The organism is Streptomyces sp. NPDC048696 (assembly GCF_043198895.1).
In the GTDB taxonomy this organism is placed as follows: Bacteria; Actinomycetota; Actinomycetes; order Streptomycetales; family Streptomycetaceae; genus Streptomyces.
Map to the genome: position 1 here is coordinate 433,191 of NZ_JBICVJ010000001.1, position 16,679 is coordinate 449,869.

Genomic DNA, 16,679 nt, shown 5'->3' on the forward strand with positions numbered 1-16,679 from the left:
GGGGGTGGCGGCTCAGGCCTCGTTGTAGCGCAGGCTGCCGCTGTGCCATTCGCGGTTGCCGCCGAGCCAGGCCCAGACTCCCGCGAGGAAGCGGCACAGTTGAGGCGATCCCGCGACGGCGAGGGCCGCCGCCTCGGCCTCGAAGGTGCGCACCAGCTCGTCGTGGATCGCCACACTCCGTTCGATCGCCTCGCGCGGCGAGCACCGCTCCTCCTCGGCGATCACGGTGGGCAGGTTGAACTCCACCCCCTCGGAGTGGTGCTCCTTGGCCATCGAATACAGGTCGTTGACGAGCGTGCTGGCCGTGGCGGCCATCGTCACGGCGCGGCGGACCCGTGGATCGCCGTACTCGGTGGCCGTCAGCGGATGGCCGCCGACCACGTCGACCAGGGCGATGCAGGGCAGGAAGCTGTTGATCTGACGGTGCGCCAGATATTCGCGGACGGTGGGCATATACCCGCGCGAGCGCCAGGAGCCCTCCTGCCCGTACCCCACGAACAGCACGGCCACCTCATGGCGGAGCCGGGCCACCTGGGAGGGGTCCGCGTACGTGGCGAGGTCCCGCAGCCCCGAGCGCAGGGCGACCCGTACGGGGTCGTCCCGCATGTCCCGCTCCCACCCGGACGCGTAGCCGCTCGGCAGGTGGGCGGGGTCGAGCGCCGCGTAGGCGAGACCGAGGTGGGAGCCGAGGAGTTCGGGCCGCGACCCCATCGTCTCGTCGTCGCAGTAGTAGTCGTCGGTGGCCCACTCGGCCAGCGCGCACTTGGCCGCGGCGAGCAGCCGGTCCACGTCGTCGCTGTCGGGGTGGGCCAGCATCATCAGACGCCCGAAGTCGGCCGCGCGCACGCGGTCGAGGCGTCCGGAGTAGAGCCCGATCTCCTCGGCCCAGCCCACCAGCCGGTCGTTGACCTCCTGGCCGAGCACACGGTCGTCCCGTATCGCGGGCGGACAGTACAGCTCGGGGACACCGCCGGCGCGCTCGGCCGGGGCGTCGTCGGCCGGTTCGCGGGCCGCGATGCGGGCGGCGGACGTGCCCAGGCCCGTCGGCCCGGTGGGCACGAGGGTGCCCACCGGCCGGAAGGCGGATCCCGGCAGCGCCAGCGGCGCCCAAGGGCGGATTCCGTGACTCTGGCTGGGGCTCCGGCTCTGGGTGAGGAGCGTGGCCACGAGTCGCGCCACCTGGTGGCGGGCCGCGGGCGCGGTCATCCGGGACAGCTGTGACACCGGTTCTTCTCTCCGATCTCCGATCGCACCGTTGACGTCAGGAGGGCTGCGGTGGACGTCAGGACGGGCTGTGGAAGACCTCGACGTTCTCCAGGACGCCGAGCGCGTCGGGCACGAGAACGGCCGCCGAGTAGTAGGTGCTGACCAGGTAGGAGATCAGGGCCTGGTCGTTGATGCCCATGAACCGCACGTTGAGGCCGGGCTCGTACTCGTCGGGGATGCCCGTCTGCCGCAGGCCGACCACCCCTTCCTCGGCCTCGCCCAGGCGCATCGCGAGGATGGCGGAGGTTCCCTCGTCCGAGACGGGTATCTTGCCGCAGGGCAGAATCGGTACGCCTCGCCAGGCCGGCACCGGGTGGCCGTTCATGTCGGCGGTGTCGAACGACAGGCCCCGCTTGTTGCACTCGCGGCCGAAGGCGGAGATGGCCCGGGGGTGCGCGAAGAACGCCTTGGTCCCGCGCCGCATGCTCAGCAGCTCGTCCATGTCGTCCGGGGTGGGCGGGCCGGAGTGGGTGGAGATGCGCTGGCTGTAGTCGGCGTTGTGCAGCAGACCGAACTCGGGGTTGTTGACCAGCTCGGACTCCTGGCGTTCGCGCAGGGCCTCGATGGTCAGCCGCAGCTGCTGCTCGATCTGGTCCATCGGGTCGTTGTAGAGGTCGGCGACCCGGCTGTGCACGCGCAGGATCGTCTGGGCCACGCTCAACTCGTACTCGCGCGGGTCGAGTTCGTAGTCGACGAAGGTCCCGGGGATCACCGGCTCACCGGTGTGGCCGGAGGCCAGGGCGATGTTCGCCTCGCCCCTCTTGTTCTGCGGCCGCGCCTTCTCGGTCTGGCGCCGCCGGACGTGGTCGCGCAACCCGTCGTTGCGGTCGGCCACTTCCTCGTACGCGGTGCGGGGCAGGGCCAGCACCGTGCACGCCGTCATGGCGCGCGCCGTGAACTCCCACTCCCCCGGCTCGTCGGCCACCGCCTGCCCGCCGAAGAACCCGCCGTCGGAGAGCACACCACGGCGGGTCTCCTCGCCGTAGCTTCCGGTGCCGACCTTCTCGACCTTGCCGTGCACGATCAGGTAGACGTGGTCGACGGCCCCGCCCTGCTCGGCGATCAGCTGGCCCGGTCCGTACTGCTGCTGACGGCACCGGTCGGCGAGCGCGCGCAGCGCCCTGTCGTCCTCGAACCCGCGCAGCAGCGGAAGTTCTCCCAGCTCGGCGGGGACGACCCGGACCGCGCTCCCCTCCTGCACGAAGGTGACCCGGCCGTCGCCGACCTCGTACACCAGGCGCCGGTTGACCCGGTACGCGCCGCCCTTCACCTCCACCCAGGGCAGCATGCGCGTCAGCCACCGTGAGCTGATCCCCTGCATCTGCGGGACGCTCTTGGTGGTGGTCGACAGGTTCCGCGCGGCGGCGACCCCCAGGCTGAGCTGTGCCCGCCCGGCCGGCTCCTCAAGGTGCTGCCCGTACGCTGCGGTCGACATCCCGATCCTCCCATTGGGCGCATGCGTCAAGAAGGAGCCTCTGGAGTTACCCGATGGGGTGACAAGAGGCTCCCGGGGCGCAAGTGAACCAGCGGGTATTGATGTTGGTCGAGACGGCCGACGACATATCGATGCATTTACGCCACTGACGTGACGTGTTGGCGTCGGCCTGCCTCGGCTCATCATCACGAAAAGGCGTGGTCAGGGCGTCCGTTACGCCTGGTTAGTCGATACTTTGATCATGGTGGGGCGAGCGAGGGGTGGGGGCGGATATACCGCGAGGCGTGTCGGTGAGGTGGCTGATAATGCGCGGCCGTGATCCGGTCCGATGTATGGAAGCGGACGCATGCGATCCACCAACTGCGAGCCGTACGAAGGCTGGACCATCCGGTTGGCCGACGCGGCGCGAAAGCGGCGTCGCCGCGTACCAGGACCGGGAAACCCGCGAAGTCTCTCCACTCGCAGGGCAGAGGTGGGATCATGGGTACTCCAGTGCCGGTCGCACGATCCACGGGGGAGCCGCATGACCGAGGTACGGATCACGGTAGGGAGCGCCGCCGGTGCCACGGCCCTGACCGGGTGGTTGCTCCGCGATCCGTCAGTCGCACGTTCGGGTGTCACGATCGGGACCGCGGGATCCTCCGCACCACCGCCTCCGGGAGCCTCGTCGCCACCGCCCGCACCCATGGGGTCCCTGGACACGATCACCGCGGTCGCCGACAGCGCGGTGGGTGTGCTCGGGCTGCTGGTCACCACTGCCGCCTGGCGGCGCCCGCGTGGTGCGCCGACGCCGACCGTACGGATCACCGAGAGCGACGGCACCGTGCTGGAGGGGACGGCCGAGGACGTGCTCCGGGTGCTGCGGGCCCGCGGGGAATCGGAGTCGTCCGACACATGACGGCCCTGCTGTCCGACCCGGCGGCCTCCCGGGCGGTGCTGATAGGCATCCCCACGTATGCCGAAGACAGCCGGCTCGCCCAACTGCCCGCCGTGGAGCGCAATCTCGCGGCACTGCGGGATGCCTTGTGCGACGACTCCGTGTGGGGACTGGCCCCCGCGAGTTGCCAGGTGCTCGGCGGCGAGGTCGACGGGGTCGAGGTCATGCGGGCCATCGAGGCCGCCGTGCACGAGGCCACCGACACCCTGCTCGTCTACTACGCCGGTCACGGGCTGCTGCACCCCGACCGGCCGACCGAGCTGCATCTCGCACTGCACCACTCCAACGAACACCAGATGTGGCGGGCCCTGCCGTACGCACACATCCGTGACGAGGTGCGGTCGGCGCACCGGCGGCACGGCCTGAAGTGCGCCATGGTCCTCGACTGCTGCTTCAGCGGAGCCGCCGTCGAAGGAGGCATGAGCTCCCGCGAGACGCTGCTGAAGCAGGCCGCCGACATCGACGGCGTCTGTGTACTGACCTCCAGCGCGGCCACGGAAGTCGCCTACTCGCTGGCCGACGAAGAGCTGTCCGCGTTCACCGGTGCCCTGCTCGGCCTGCTGCGCACAGGCGTGCCGGACGCGGGTCCGGTGCTCGACTTCGGGACCGTGCACGCCCGGATGCACCAGATGCTGAGCACCCGCGAACACCCGCAGCACCCGCAGATCGGGGCCCACAACTCGGGCGAGCGCATCGCCGTCTTCCGCAACCCCGCGTACGACGACCCGAAGACGCGAGAAGCGGGCCGCAGCACCGAGGCGTCCGGGCCGCTGCCCGCCACGCGGCTGTTCGGCCGCGACCGTGAGCTGCGGGAGTTGGCTGCCGAGGCCTCGCGGGGACCCGGCGTCCTCGTCATCCACGGGCCGCCCGGCGTGGGCAAGTCGGCGCTGGCGGCGGAGCTGTACCAGCGGCTCACCGGTGGCCGGGCGGGACATCCGAGCGCCGATTTCCCGCTCGTACTGCTCGACGACGTCACGGACGCCGCCGAGCTCTCCCGCCTCGACGCGAGCGCCCGCGACGCGCTGATCGTGGTCACCAGCCGGGCCTCTCTCACCGCGGAGATGCCGCAGATGCCCCACCACGTCCGCCGGTACGCACTGGCTCCGCTGGAGATGGCCGACGCGGTGGCGTTGCTGCAGGACATCAGCGGGCTCACCGGGCACGACGGTGAACTCGCCAAGATCGCCGAGTTGTTGAGCTGCTTCCCGCTCGCCCTGCGCCCCATCGCCGCCCGGCTGCGCCGCACCCCGCCCGATCTGTTGCTGGACGCGATGCGGGAGTCGGACCGCCCGTTGCAGCACCTGCACACCGACGACGATCGTGTCCGTACAGCCTTCACGGTGTCGTACGAGGCGCTCAACGACCAGCAGAGGCAGGTGCTCCAGGACTGCGCAGGCCATCCCGGTCCGGACTTCGACCGGCACTCGGCGGCCGCCCTGTGCCGGCTGCCGCCGGGCATCTGCGGCTTGATGCTGGAAGAACTCGTCGACGTGGGACTCCTGCAACGCGCCAACGGCCGCTACGCCTTCCACGACCTCTACCGCAGCTACTCGCGCACCGCGCCCGAGGCGGAAGTCCAGCGGCGGACCTCGCTCTATCTGCATCTGCGCCGCCGCCTGGGCCCTGCGGGCGAGGACGGCGCACGCACGGCGTGGCGGGCCGCCGCACTCGGCGAACTCCGCGCGGCGGCACGCGCGGCGCGGGCGGACCGGTGGAACCTCGCGACCGAGCTGAGCTGCGATGTGGCCGACGCCCTGCACGAGGAGCAGCGGACCGAGGAGGCCAGGGAGGAGGCCGAGGCCGCCCTCCGGTACGCGACGGACAGGGGTGACGGCACGGGCAGCGCCCGGGCCCGGGCGGCTCTGGCCCGCCTGGGCGCACAGTCCGGCCCCGTGCCACCAGCGGATCGGGGCGCCACCCGCCAGGACGTGGCCGCCGAACTCGTCCGTGCGGCCGAGGCGGCACCCGGTGGCGCGGCCGAGCGCGGTCGCCGTCTCATGGCTCTGGCCGAGCGTGCCCTGGCCGCCGATCTCGTCGACGAGGCCATGCGGTTCCAGGCCGAGGCGCACTCCTGCGTGGCCGCGGCCGATGACGAGGCGCTGCTGGCCGAGTGTCTTGTCGGGGAGGCCGCGTTGCGCATTTACGCCGGGCAGCATCCGGACGCGGTGGAACCGGCGCAGACGGCGGCCCGGTTGCTGGATGACCGGGGCGATCAGGAGGGCGCAGCGCATGCGCACGCAACGGCGGCCGAAGCTCTGCGCAAAGGCGGGAGCTTCACGGCGGCCCGCCACCACGCCGCTCTGGCGCTCGAACGCTTCGAGACGGTCGACGACCCGGCGGGCCTCGGATACGCGTACCGCCTGATCGCCAAGATCGAATGGGCGCTGGGAGACCACGCGCACGCGCGCCGGCTCATGCACAAGGCGCACGAGCTGCGGCGTGGCTCCGCCGCCGAGGAGGGCCCGTCGACCCAGTCCATCGCTCATCCGTCGTCCCGAGCGATCCGAACCGGCCACCGGGAGAGCCCGGCCCCCATGGAGTCCATTTGCACCGTGCCGGAGCCGCCGGGCGCGTAACCTGCTGCGCAGCGCACGCGGCACGTTCGCTGCGCACACGTCGCGTGCCCGGAGCAGGAGTTACCGCCATGTCCATATCCAGACCCATGCCCCTTCCCGGCCCCAGACCCTCGCGCTCGCGACGGGCCAGAGCCGCCGTCGTCGCCGCTGCGATCGCGGCCGCCCTCACGCTCGCGGGGTGTCAGGACGGCACCGACCCCAAGTCCCCGCCGCCTCCCGTATCCTCCTCGGCCGCCCCGACCGCGACTCCCTCCGACTCCCTTGGTCATTCACCGGCCCCGAGTCCGACGAGCGCGAAGCCGCACACCCCCGCGCCCGCGCCGACGAAGTCGCATACCGCCGAACCTCCGGCTCCGGACAACCGCCCGAGCGCCAAGGACACCGCCTCCACCCACTCCGGCGACTGCGAGATCGTCTCCAACGCCGGTAACTGCTACAACGCGGGCCAGTTCTGCCGCAAAGCCGATCTGGGCCGGTCCACCCACGCCGCGAACGGGCGCGAGATCTACTGCCGGGTCGTCAGCGGCCGCCCGCACTGGCAGTACTGACGGCGGTCCGCCGGGAAACGCCGCCGCTACACCGGCCCCTGGGAGGTCGGGGGCGGGAGAGTGGCCCAGAAGGCGCACTGATGGGCCGCGTCGAAGTCGGTCCGGGGGGTGATCGCGTCCGGGGCCAGGGAGAGCGGCCGATAGGGGTCCGGGGCGGTGGACGGCCAGACGGCGGGGTCAGGGGCCCCGTCGGCGGCGAAACGCGACCACAGGGTGGCCATCGTCTGCGACAGCCTGGTCTGCCCCGGATTCAACTTCACGTCGCCCGCGGGCAGATAGCCGAACAGGTACGGAAGCTCGGCGCCGTGGTAGGCACCCATCGGGAAATCCGGGTGCAGGTTGTAGAGCATGGGGGCGGACCGGTCGGCGAACTCGTACGCGAAGACGCGGCCCGGTGTCGCGGTGGCCAACCGCCGCGCCGCCTCCCGGGTGGGGCAGGCCACGAGGTAGTCACCGAACGCGGCCGCGAACGCGAGGCGGTGGTCGTTGCCGTACCGCGACGCCGGATACCGCGCGGCGACCTTCGGGCCGTCCGCCTTGAAGACGGTGGACAGTACGAGGGGGTAGGTGACCGCGTTCAGGCGCACCCCGCCGGACTCGACGATCAGGGCGCCGATGGTGCCCTCGTCGAGGCCGTTGCCGATCAGCGTGGGCACCTTGGCGTACTCCCCCGCCGCGATGGCCTGCGCGGGCGGTACGGGCAGGACCGGTGTGCCGGACACCGGCCACCAGGGGGCCGCGCCGCTGGTGGGCACCTTCAGCAGTGCGGCGGCCGACTTGTTCCGCAGGCACGTCACGATCGAGGACGCGCTGCCCAGGCAGCCCGCCCCGGCGGCGAACGACCTGCCCGTGGCGACGGCCTCGGCGGCCGGACGGGACGCCACACCGCACGGGGCGCTCTGGATGACGGCACGCGCGAACAGGCCCCGCGAACCGGGCGCGGCCAAGTGCCCGCAGACGCTCAGGCCGCCCGACGACTGGCCCGCCGCCGTCACGTTGGAGGGGTCCCCGCCGAAGGCCGCCGCGTTCGCCCTCGTCCACCGCAGCACCGCCTGCTGGTCCATGAGGCCGTAGTCGCCGGATCCGGTGTCCGGGGCCTCGGCGGTCAGCCCCGGATGGGCCAGGAATCCGAACGCGCCGAGCCGGTAGTTGGCCGTGATCACGACCAGGTCGCCGGTGCGGGCCAGCCGGGACGCGTCGTAGTGGGCGCCGGTGCCGGAGACGAACGAGCCGCCGTGGAACCACACCAGGACGGGTTTGCCCGCGCCGCCGCCCGGCGGGGTGAAGACGTTCAGATAGAGGCAGTCCTCGTTGGTGATCTCGGCATTGCCGAGGACCGGTCGGGCCGGCTGGGCGCACGCACCGGCGAAGTGGCCCGCGTCCCGCACACCGGACCACGCGGCGACGGGCTGCGGCGCCCGCCAGCGCCGCTCCCCCACCGGCGGCGCGGCGAACGGCACACCGAGGAAGGCGCGGCCCCCGTCGGTGACCACGCCGCGTACCGCTCCCGCATCCGTGGTGATCACGGCCGGGTCCTCGGGTGCCGCCTGGTCCGGGACCGCGGCCGCAGGAGCCAGGAATCCGAGGAGCCCGACGAGTAGGGGGGCGAACAGGCTGCGCGCAAGGGCCATGAAGAGTCTCTACCCGTGGCCGGGCGGGTTGCCTTCGCCCGGAAGGGGGCACACCTGCCCGATCGTGCACCCTCGCACGCCGTCACCCCGGGAAGGGACCGGCCACCGGTGGGAACGACGCCCTGACGACCATGCCGCCGCTGCGATTGCGGGTCAGGGTGAACTCCCCGCCCAGCTCGGTCGCCCGTTCCCGCATCGACCGGATGCCCACCCCGTCGCCCGTACGGTGTTCCACGATCCCGTACCCGTCGTCGCTGACCTCGATCGTCACCTCCTCCGGCACCACCCGCACGCTCAGCACGGCCGCGGTGGCCCTGGAGTGGCGTACGACGTTGTTCAGTGCCTCGCCCCCGATCAGGTAGACGGCCACTTCCACGGCGGCGGGCAGGCCCGGCAGCGGGTCGGGGGCGAACCGCACGTCCACCGGGAGCCGTTGCCCGAACCGGTCCGCCAGCTGCCGCAGCGCGCCGCACAGCCCGTTGCGGTCCAGGGCGGCCGGTGCGAGACCGGCGGAGATCCGGCGCAGCTCCGCGATGGCCTGCCCGATGCCCTCGGAGGCCGTCTCCAGCGGCTGGGCGGCCTTGGAGTCGTCCGGTACGGCGTAGCGCGCGGTGTCGATCTGCAGCCGGGCGCCGGACAGCGCGGGGCCCAGGCTGTCGTGCAGGTCGTGCCGCAGGGTGCGGCGGGCCTGTTCCCTGGTCACCACCATGCGTTCGCGGGCCGCCCGCAGGTCCTCGTAGAGGCGTACGGAGGCGAGCGCGGGCGAGGCCTGGTCGGCGAGGGAGCGCAGGACCTCCATGTCCTGGCGGTCCAGGGCCCGTTGGCCCGCCCTCGGGGCGACATGCAGATGGCCGACGACATTGCCCTCGTACGTCAGGGGGAATCCGTACGCGTCGGACACCGGCTCCCCGGCGGCGGCCAGGGTGCGCGGGCCGCCGCGGGTGTCGACCACCACTCTGGCGCCGGGCAGGTTGAGGGTGGTGACGACGGTGTCGCAGAGCAGTCGCGGGGCCTGCGCGGGCGGGGCGGTCTGGCTGAGCCGCTGCGAGAGGGCCCGCACCACGTGGTAGGGGCGGGCGCGGTCGCCGTAGTAGACACGGTCCACCACGCGTACGGCCACCCGTGCGCACGGGTAGAGCAGCGCACCGAAGGTCAGACCCACCGCGCCCGACACCAGGGCCTGGGTGCTCAGCCCTCCGGGCAGCGAGCGCAGGACCAGCAGGGAGACGACGGTGTACACGGCGATCAGGGCGGCGGTGAGCAGGAGGGAGGCCAGCATCTTGCGGGTGGCCCGGTCCAGTTGTCCGGAGCGGTCGCGGCTGATGCCGTAGATCGCGCAGAACGGCCACAGGAACGCCACCGCGTACGCGTAGGACCACAGCGCGCCCGTGGGTGGGGCGATGCGGCCGACGTAGAGGAACACCAGCCAGAGCACATACGGCAGGACGGGGATGATCTGCCGTCGGTCGGGCCTGCGCCACCAGCGCACCGCCATCACGGTGAGGCCGATCAGCAGGAAGGCGGAGACGACGGGGACGACCGGGAGGTGGGCGACGATGTCCGCCCGCACGCGTGCCCACGCACCGGCGTTCAGCGGGTCGGGAAGGCCGTAGCTGCGCGCGGGGTCGGTGTAGGCGGGCACCAGGCTCCACAGGGCGACGACGACGAGGTAGGGCCGCCAGATCCAGTGGCGCGGCAGTTCGCCGCTGGGCAGGTAGAGCGGCAGCACGTAGAAGGTGAAGGCCGCCAGCGCGTAGGAGAGCCGCGAGACGACGCCGAGGGCGACACCGGCGCCGTACGGGGGCTCGGTGACGGCGGCGAGGAGGAGTGCCGCCTCCGAGAAGACGTTGGCCGTCCCGGTCACGACCAGGAGGGGGCCCAGGACGCTGCGCGGGCGGTGGGCCGTCATGAAGGCGCCCAGCAGGACGACTCCGGTGGCGGCCACCGCGGGGACCCCGCCGGGAACGATGTACGGGATCAGCCGCGCGTCGTCGAGGTGGGCGAGGGCGAGGACGGCCCAGGTCACGGCGGAGGCGAGGGTCAGCCCGTACGCGGCGAAGGCCAGGGCGGAGCGCCCGCCCCGCACGCCTGCCGCCTCGTCCATCGCAGCGCTCCCTCAGTCCTCGTCCCCCAGGCCCGCGTCCCGCGCCCTGGCCACGGCCTCGGCGCGGGTGGTCACCTGGAGCTTGTCGAAGATGTGCGTGACGTGGTTGCGGACCGTTTTCTCCGACAGCACCAGTTCACGGGCGATGCGCCGGTTGTCCAGGCCCCGGGCGATGAGATCGAGGACCTCGGCCTCGCGCGCGGTGAGCGCCGGGAACAGCTGCTCCGCGTCGTGGCGCCGGCCCTCGACGAGCAGCGAGGTGAGCCGCGCCGCGGTCTGCGGGCCGAACACCGCGCCGCCGGCGGCCACCGTACGGACCGCGTGCAGCACCTCCCCCGCGCCCGCGCCCTTGACCAGATAGCCACGGGCACCGGCCTGCAGCGCGGCCAACAGGCTCCCGTCGTCGTCGGACATGGTCAGCATCAGCACCGGCAGCCCGGGGTGCAGGCCCAGCAGCTGCCGGGTGACGTCGATGCCGGAGGCGTCGGGCAGGGACAGGTCCATGACGACGACGTCCGGTTGCTGCCGCGCCACGGCCTCAAGGGCCTCGCCGCCGGTGGCGGCCTCGGAGACGACGTCGGCGCCGCCGGTGCTCTCCAGCGCGGCCTTCAGGCCGCTGCGGAACAGCGGATGGTCGTCGACGATCAGGACACGGGGCATGGTGTCGTCCTCGTCTTGTCTCACAGCCTGACGTTAGAGCCTGCCCGGGGCGATCTCTCGTTTTGTTGCTCGCCCCGGACGGGCGTACGGGCCGCTCACGCCGTATGGGTGCCGGTCATCAGCGCGGCCATGTCCTCCGGCGCGACCCACGAGGGCGGGGGCGGCTGGCCCCAGCTGAAGAAGCTCTCGTTGACGTCGAAGACCTCCGGATCCCACAGCTGGTCGTCGACGATGCAGTCCATGTCGGAGTAGTACTCGGTGAAGTTGCCCGCCGGGTCCTTGAGGTACCAGAAGAAGTTGGACCCGATGTGGTGGCGGCCGAAGCCCCAGATGTGGCGCTCGGGATGGCCCTCCAGCATGGCCATGGCGCCGCGCCCGATGTCGTCCACGTCGTCGACCTGCCAGGACGTGTGGTGCAGGAAGGGCACGGGAGCCGCCAGGACCAGGAGGTTGTGGTGGTCGGTGGTGCAGCGCAGGAAGGAGCCCGCGTCGCCCAGCGAGTCACTGACCTTGAAGCCGAGGCCGTCGCCGAAGAACGCGGCCGTGGTCCGGGGATCGGGGGTGCCCAGGACCGCGTGCCCCAGCTTGCTGGGCCGCACCCGGTCGGGGCGCAGGATGCCCGGCGCCCGGCCGGCGGTGCGCTCCTCGCGCCCCGGTCCGTTGTACGGGGTGGGGGGCGTCGGCGTCGGGGTGGGGCGCGGCTCCACCTGGAGCACGGCCCGGGCCCCGGTGACGGGGTCGGCCGCGATCAGGCTCGGCCCGTCTCCCCGCACGGCGGCGATGCCCATGCGGCGCAGCCGTACGAAGGCGGCGTCCAGGTCGTCGGTGTCGTCGACGCCGATGCGCATCTCGATCAGCCGACGGGTGGGGGCCTGCACGATGCGCAGCTGGCGGCCGCCGTCGCGGGTGGAGAACCAGCCGTCGTCGTGCGGGCGCAGGCCGAGTTCGGTGTAGTACGGGGCTGTCGCGGCGGGGACGGGGACCCCGATGGTGACGGAGGACAGACGGTGCAGTGACATGGTGGATCTCCTTGCGGTCCCACGTTGCGGTGTCAGGGCAGGACGGCGGCGTCTCTGCCCGCGCGCAGGGCCTGCGCGACGATGGTCAGGGTCGGATTGACGGCCGCGGACGAGGGGAAGAAACCGCCGTCGACGACGAACAGGTTGCGCACCTCGTGGCTGCGGCAGTACGGGTCGAGGACCGAGCGGGCCGGGTCGTGACCGGCCACGGTCGTACCGCACTGGTGGCCGGTGTGCTCGACGCCCATACGGTGGGTGAGGACCAGCGGGTATCCCGCGCGGCGCATCATCCGTGCCCCTTGGCGCAGCAGGCGCCGGTGCGCGCGGGCGTTGACCGGGTGCCAGTCGAGGGTGATCCCTCCCCCGGACCCGAGCAGCACCCGGTTCTCCGGCCGGGGCAGGTCTTCCGAGATCAGCCACCAGTCGACGCTGCGGTCCGCCAGCGCGCCCAGGACGCGGCGGGGCACCCGTGGGTGCGCGGTCGCCATGGCCGCCGGGTGGACCTTGCCCATCAGCTGGAGGTTGCCCAGCGGGTGGGGGGTGTGGTCGCCGGCCCGGTAGAAGTCGTTGACGGCGAGGGTCTTCTGGAAGACGGACGGGTTGCGGCGGCGGGGGTCGACGGCCATCAGCATGCTGTTGTGATGCAGCATCAGATTCCGCCCGACCAGACCGCTGCCGTTGGCAAGACCGGCGGGGTGCGCGCCACTCGCCGAACGGAGCAGCAGGGCCGCCGAGTTGACGGCTCCGCAGGAGACCACGACGGTGCCCGCGACGATGGTGACGGGGTGGCCGTTGCGGTGCGCCTCGACGGTGGTGACGATGCCCCCGGAGGGGCCGGTGCGCAGCCGCGAGACATACGTATGCGTGAGCAGCCGGACCGTGGGTGCGCGCAGTGCGGGGCGCAGGGCGCGGGTCTCCGCGTCGCTCTTGGCGCCGACGCGGCAGGGGAACCCGTCGCAGGTGCCGCAGCGCACACACGTTCCGCCGTCGGCGAGGTCGACGCCGAGTTCGAGGGGATAGGGGTGGAGGCCCTGGGCGCGCAGGCGCTGCTCAAGCTCCGCGATGGGGGGCGCGTGGGCGACGGGCGGATGCGGGTAGGGACCGGACCTGGCCGGCTCGGTCGGGTCGTGGCCGCACTGGCCGTGCACACGGTAGAGCCGCTCGGCCTCGGCGTAGTACGGCTCCAGCCCCCCGTAGTCGAAGGGCCAGGCCGGGGAGGTGCCGTCCAGGTGGTCGACCGCGTCGAAGTCGCTCTCGCGCAGCCGGGGCAGGCTCGCTCCGTACACCTTGGTGGTGCCGCCGACGTAGTAGTGGGCGGCGGGGGTGAACGCCTTGCCGGCGGTGGTGTGCCAGGTCTCGGCGTTGCGGTAGCGGGCGTCGCCGAAGACCGCCTGCGGCGACCAGTTGGCCTCCTCGCGCGGCAGGAAGCCGCCGCGCTCGACGACGAGGACGCGTGCGCCGGTCCCGGCGAGGGCCCAGGCCATGGTCGCTCCCCCGGCTCCCGAGCCGATGACGACGATGTCGGCGTCGTAGCGGGTGGCGTCGCCCCGCACCACCGGCGGGGTGCCGGGTCCCCAGATGCCGGTCATGTCCCTCTCCCTTCGTGCGGGGCCTGCGGCTGATAGAGGCGTACGTCGGTGTGGTCCTGGTAGGGCTGGCGGTCGGGGGCGTGGACGAGTTCGAGGTGCTGGCCCCACGGGGTGGTGAAGTACACCCAGCGGGTGCCGCGGATGGGGCCCTCGCCGACCCGTTCGGGCTCGCCGAGTATCCGTACGCCCGGCGTGGCGGCGAGGTGGCGTACACAGGCGTCGAAGTCGTCCGTCCACAGGGCCAGGTGGTGGCCGCCACAGTCGCTGTTGCGGGGCATCTTCCGGCGTCGGCCGGGGCCGGTGTACTGGAAGAGTTCGAGGTTGAGGGTGGGACCGAGGCGCAGCATGGCGATGTGTGCGGTGGCCCGGGGGTGGACGCCGAGCTGGCGGTGCATCCAGTCGCTGCCGGGGGTGGCGATCGGTCCGGTGCGGTAGGCCGTCTCGGCGCCGAGCACGTCGGTGAAGAAGGCGACCGCCTCGTCGAGGTCGGGCACGGTGAAGGCGACGTGGTGGACGGCGCTCAGGCCCGGGGCGCGTGAAGTGGTGGCTGTGGCCGGGGCGGTGGTGGTCATGTCCGGTCCCTTGTCATGTCGGGGGTGCGGGGCGGGAGTCGGCGGGTGAGGGCCGACGGTGTCACGGTCAGGCACAGCAGTTCCGCGCCGTCCGGCCCGGCCCGCAGGGCGATGTCCCCTGCCGTGCGGGACAGGACCAGGGCGCCGTCGCCGAGGGCGGCGGCGGTGGCCGGTACGCCGGGCCAGTGGACGGTGAGCGGGCCGCGCAGCACGTACCAGGCCGCTTCGGTGCCGGACCGGCCGACCAGGTCGTAGTGCGCGTGGGGTGCCAGGCTCACCCGGTCGACGGCCTCGCATTCGCTGTGCAGCATGCCGCGCCGGGCCAGACAGCGGACGCGGATGGGCGGTACGGGCGCCCGGCCACCGCTGTGCAGGGCCGCCGTCCGGCGGCTCGCGTTGACGATCACGACTCCTCCCCTCGGGGCACGTCCAGGACGGCGTGGAAGTACTCCAGTCCCTCGCCACCGGCTTCCACGCGGGCCTCGGTGCCCAGCGGCAGGGTCACGGAGACGCCGGGGCCGAGCGCCACACTCGTCTCACCGATCGAGGCCGTACCGGCGCCGTCGGTCACGTACACCGTGTGCTCGACGTCTCGGGCGGCGAGCTCGGCCGTGTCGGCCGGGAGCAGACGGGTCACCCGTACGGTGCGCAGCGGGCCGCTGAGCACGGTGGCGGCGTCCACCGGTCCGGAGCGGTACAGGTCGGCGATGACGGCGTCGGCGTCGGTCGTGTCGTGCATGACGGTGTCCTTCGTGGTGGGCGGGGCGGGGATATCGGCGGGCATCTCGATGACGAGCCAGGACAGCGGCCGCCGCCCGGTGTTGCGCAGCGCGTGCCGACGGCCGAGGGCGGTGAGGACGGTCGTGCCGGGGCGCACGGGGTGGGCCCGGCCGTCGAGGGTGATCTCGCCGCGCCCGCGCAGGACGAAGTACAGCTCCTCGGTACGGGAGTGGCGGTGTTCCCCGCTGACGCCGCCGGGCGGCAGCCAGGCCCACTCGACCGCCTCCCACCGGCCGTGCAGCCCGGTTCGCCGGGCCAGACACGTCCAGCGCGAAAGGCCCTCGGCGGCGTGCACACCGTGGACGTCCGCCGGTTCGTGGACGTCGGCGACGATGACCGCTTCACGCATGACCGTCCTCCTTGTCCGCGGTGTGATACAGCGTCAGAGTGAGTGCGGCATCGGCCAGTTCGCCGGGAGTGACGTCGTCGACGAAGACGGCGTCGCCGATGCCGAGGGGCAGCGGAAGCCGCTGGCTGCCGTCGCGATGGCGGACCGTGTCGGCCAGCGCCTCGCCCAGCACGCCCGGTTCGCACAGCCGGTGCCACACCGGCAGACCGAGGCCGCGCATCACGTCCAGGATCCGGCGGCGCTCCCTGGGCAGGACCAGGCCGCGCTCCTCGGCGATCACGGTGGTCAGTGCCATGTCGAGGCAGACCGCCTCGCCGTGCAGTAGCTCGGGCAGGGCGCGCATCTCAAGGGTGGGGCTGAACGAGTGGCCGTAGTCGACGACCCGCTCCAGCTCGCTCTCCCACAGGTTGCCCTGCAGCTCCTCCAGCATGCCGTGCACCGCCCGGCCCAGCACCTCCCGCACGACCGCGTCGGGACCGCGGCCGCCCTGGAAGTGCTCGTCGACCAGTCGGCCGCCGTGGCTCTCCAACAGGCCGAACAGATCACGGTCCTTGATCAGGGCGATCTTCAGGATCTCGGCCATGCCGTTGCTCAGGTGCCGGCGGTCGAGGGTGGCCAGGAAACGCGGGTCCAGCAGCGTCTGCACGGCGGGGTGGTAGGTGCCGAGCCGGTTCTTGTACGGCCCGAAGTTCACGCCGGTCTTCGCCCCGACACCCGCGTCGACGAGGCCGATCAGTGTGGTCGGCACCCGGACGTACGGAGTGCTCCGGCGGTAGAGGCTGCAGGCCAGGCCGACGACGTCCATCAGCACGCCGCCGCCTATCGCGACGACCGGCTCGCTGCGCCGGGCGATGCCGAACCGGTCCATCGCCTCGGTCACCGAGAAGACGGCGTCCATCGTTTTCAGCTGTTCGTGTGCGGTGAGCACATGGATCTCGTAGTCGAGGCCACGGGCGGCTCCGTACGCGCGGAGGCGGTCGCCGTACAGCTCGTCGACCGTGGTCTCCACCACGAGGAGCCGCCGGGGCGGCGCGGGGCCGTCGTCGGGGACCCCCGCGCCCGCGAGTGCGGGGTTGCGCGGGTCCAGTACGCCCGGCGTGAAGCCCACCTCGTAGCGGACGGGCTTGGCGGTGCTCACGGTCCAGGAACGGACCGGCTCGCCCGAGGTGAACAGGCCGTGGGTGGAACGGGGGGCCAAGGTGGTCACGAGCGG

General features: G+C 72.5%; 14 protein-coding genes. 3 read left to right on the forward strand and 11 right to left on the reverse strand.

All coding sequences use genetic code 11. The annotated features are described in order from the left end of the window. Positions 1–12: 12 nt before the first annotated feature. Both ACGFRG_RS01970 and ACGFRG_RS01975 read right to left on the reverse strand, forming a co-directional pair. A complete protein-coding gene (locus ACGFRG_RS01970) occupies positions 13–1,224 on the reverse strand; it encodes a family 2 encapsulin nanocompartment cargo protein terpene cyclase (protein WP_393260380.1) in 1,212 nt (403 codons plus the stop codon). Positions 1,225–1,282: 58 nt separating this feature from the next. Beyond that, positions 1,283–2,701: a family 2B encapsulin nanocompartment shell protein gene (locus ACGFRG_RS01975; protein WP_361417045.1), complete on the reverse strand. Its 1,419-nt coding sequence runs from the start codon at positions 2,699–2,701 to the stop codon at positions 1,283–1,285. Positions 2,702–3,224: 523 nt separating this feature from the next. Between ACGFRG_RS01975 and ACGFRG_RS01980 the strand changes: the two genes are divergently transcribed. The 3 genes from ACGFRG_RS01980 to ACGFRG_RS01990 all read left to right on the forward strand — a co-directional run bounded on the left by ACGFRG_RS01980 (position 3,225) and on the right by ACGFRG_RS01990 (position 6,762). Beyond that, a complete protein-coding gene (locus tag ACGFRG_RS01980; RefSeq protein WP_361417048.1) occupies positions 3,225–3,599 on the forward strand; it encodes a hypothetical protein in 375 nt (124 codons plus the stop codon). Further along, positions 3,596–6,214: a caspase family protein gene (locus ACGFRG_RS01985; RefSeq protein ID WP_393260383.1), complete on the forward strand. Its 2,619-nt coding sequence runs from the start codon at positions 3,596–3,598 to the stop codon at positions 6,212–6,214. Before ACGFRG_RS01980 ends, ACGFRG_RS01985 begins: the two co-directional genes overlap by 4 nt. 68 nt (positions 6,215–6,282) lie before the next feature. Continuing rightward, positions 6,283–6,762: a hypothetical protein gene (locus ACGFRG_RS01990; protein ID WP_361417054.1), complete on the forward strand. Its 480-nt coding sequence runs from the start codon at positions 6,283–6,285 to the stop codon at positions 6,760–6,762. Between the two features lie 26 nt (positions 6,763–6,788). Here ACGFRG_RS01990 and ACGFRG_RS01995 read toward each other — a convergent pair whose 3' ends face one another. The 9 genes from ACGFRG_RS01995 to ACGFRG_RS02035 form a co-directional block, all read right to left on the reverse strand. Beyond that, entirely contained in the window at positions 6,789–8,393 is a 1,605-nt protein-coding gene (locus ACGFRG_RS01995; RefSeq protein ID WP_393260386.1) for a carboxylesterase/lipase family protein, read from the reverse strand. Positions 8,394–8,475: 82 nt separating this feature from the next. Further along, complete coding sequence (locus ACGFRG_RS02000) at positions 8,476–10,497, reverse strand: GAF domain-containing sensor histidine kinase (protein ID WP_361417061.1); 2,022 nt, start codon at positions 10,495–10,497, stop codon at positions 8,476–8,478. Positions 10,498–10,509: 12 nt separating this feature from the next. Further along, positions 10,510–11,157 (reverse strand): response regulator transcription factor, encoded by a 648-nt coding sequence (locus ACGFRG_RS02005; RefSeq protein ID WP_361418281.1) that lies wholly within the window; start codon positions 11,155–11,157, stop codon positions 10,510–10,512. A gap of 95 nt (positions 11,158–11,252) precedes the next feature. Continuing rightward, a complete protein-coding gene (locus tag ACGFRG_RS02010) occupies positions 11,253–12,176 on the reverse strand; it encodes a VOC family protein (RefSeq protein ID WP_393260389.1) in 924 nt (307 codons plus the stop codon). A gap of 32 nt (positions 12,177–12,208) precedes the next feature. After that, positions 12,209–13,765, reverse strand: coding sequence for a GMC oxidoreductase (locus tag ACGFRG_RS02015; RefSeq protein ID WP_393260392.1), 1,557 nt, complete (start codon positions 13,763–13,765; stop codon positions 12,209–12,211). Next, complete coding sequence (locus ACGFRG_RS02020; RefSeq protein ID WP_393260395.1) at positions 13,762–14,337, reverse strand: VOC family protein; 576 nt, start codon at positions 14,335–14,337, stop codon at positions 13,762–13,764. Before ACGFRG_RS02020 ends, ACGFRG_RS02015 begins: the two co-directional genes overlap by 4 nt. Beyond that, positions 14,334–14,744 (reverse strand): hypothetical protein, encoded by a 411-nt coding sequence (locus tag ACGFRG_RS02025; RefSeq protein WP_393260398.1) that lies wholly within the window; start codon positions 14,742–14,744, stop codon positions 14,334–14,336. The genes ACGFRG_RS02020 and ACGFRG_RS02025 overlap by 4 nt, the downstream gene beginning before the upstream one ends. Next, the gene (locus ACGFRG_RS02030; RefSeq protein WP_393260401.1) at positions 14,741–15,466 is read right to left on the reverse strand and encodes a cupin domain-containing protein; all 726 of its coding nucleotides are present in this window, start codon (positions 15,464–15,466) and stop codon (positions 14,741–14,743) included. Before ACGFRG_RS02030 ends, ACGFRG_RS02025 begins: the two co-directional genes overlap by 4 nt. Beyond that, a complete protein-coding gene (locus ACGFRG_RS02035) occupies positions 15,459–16,664 on the reverse strand; it encodes a sedoheptulose 7-phosphate cyclase (RefSeq protein WP_393260803.1) in 1,206 nt (401 codons plus the stop codon). The genes ACGFRG_RS02030 and ACGFRG_RS02035 overlap by 8 nt, the downstream gene beginning before the upstream one ends. Positions 16,665–16,679 lie beyond the last annotated feature (15 nt).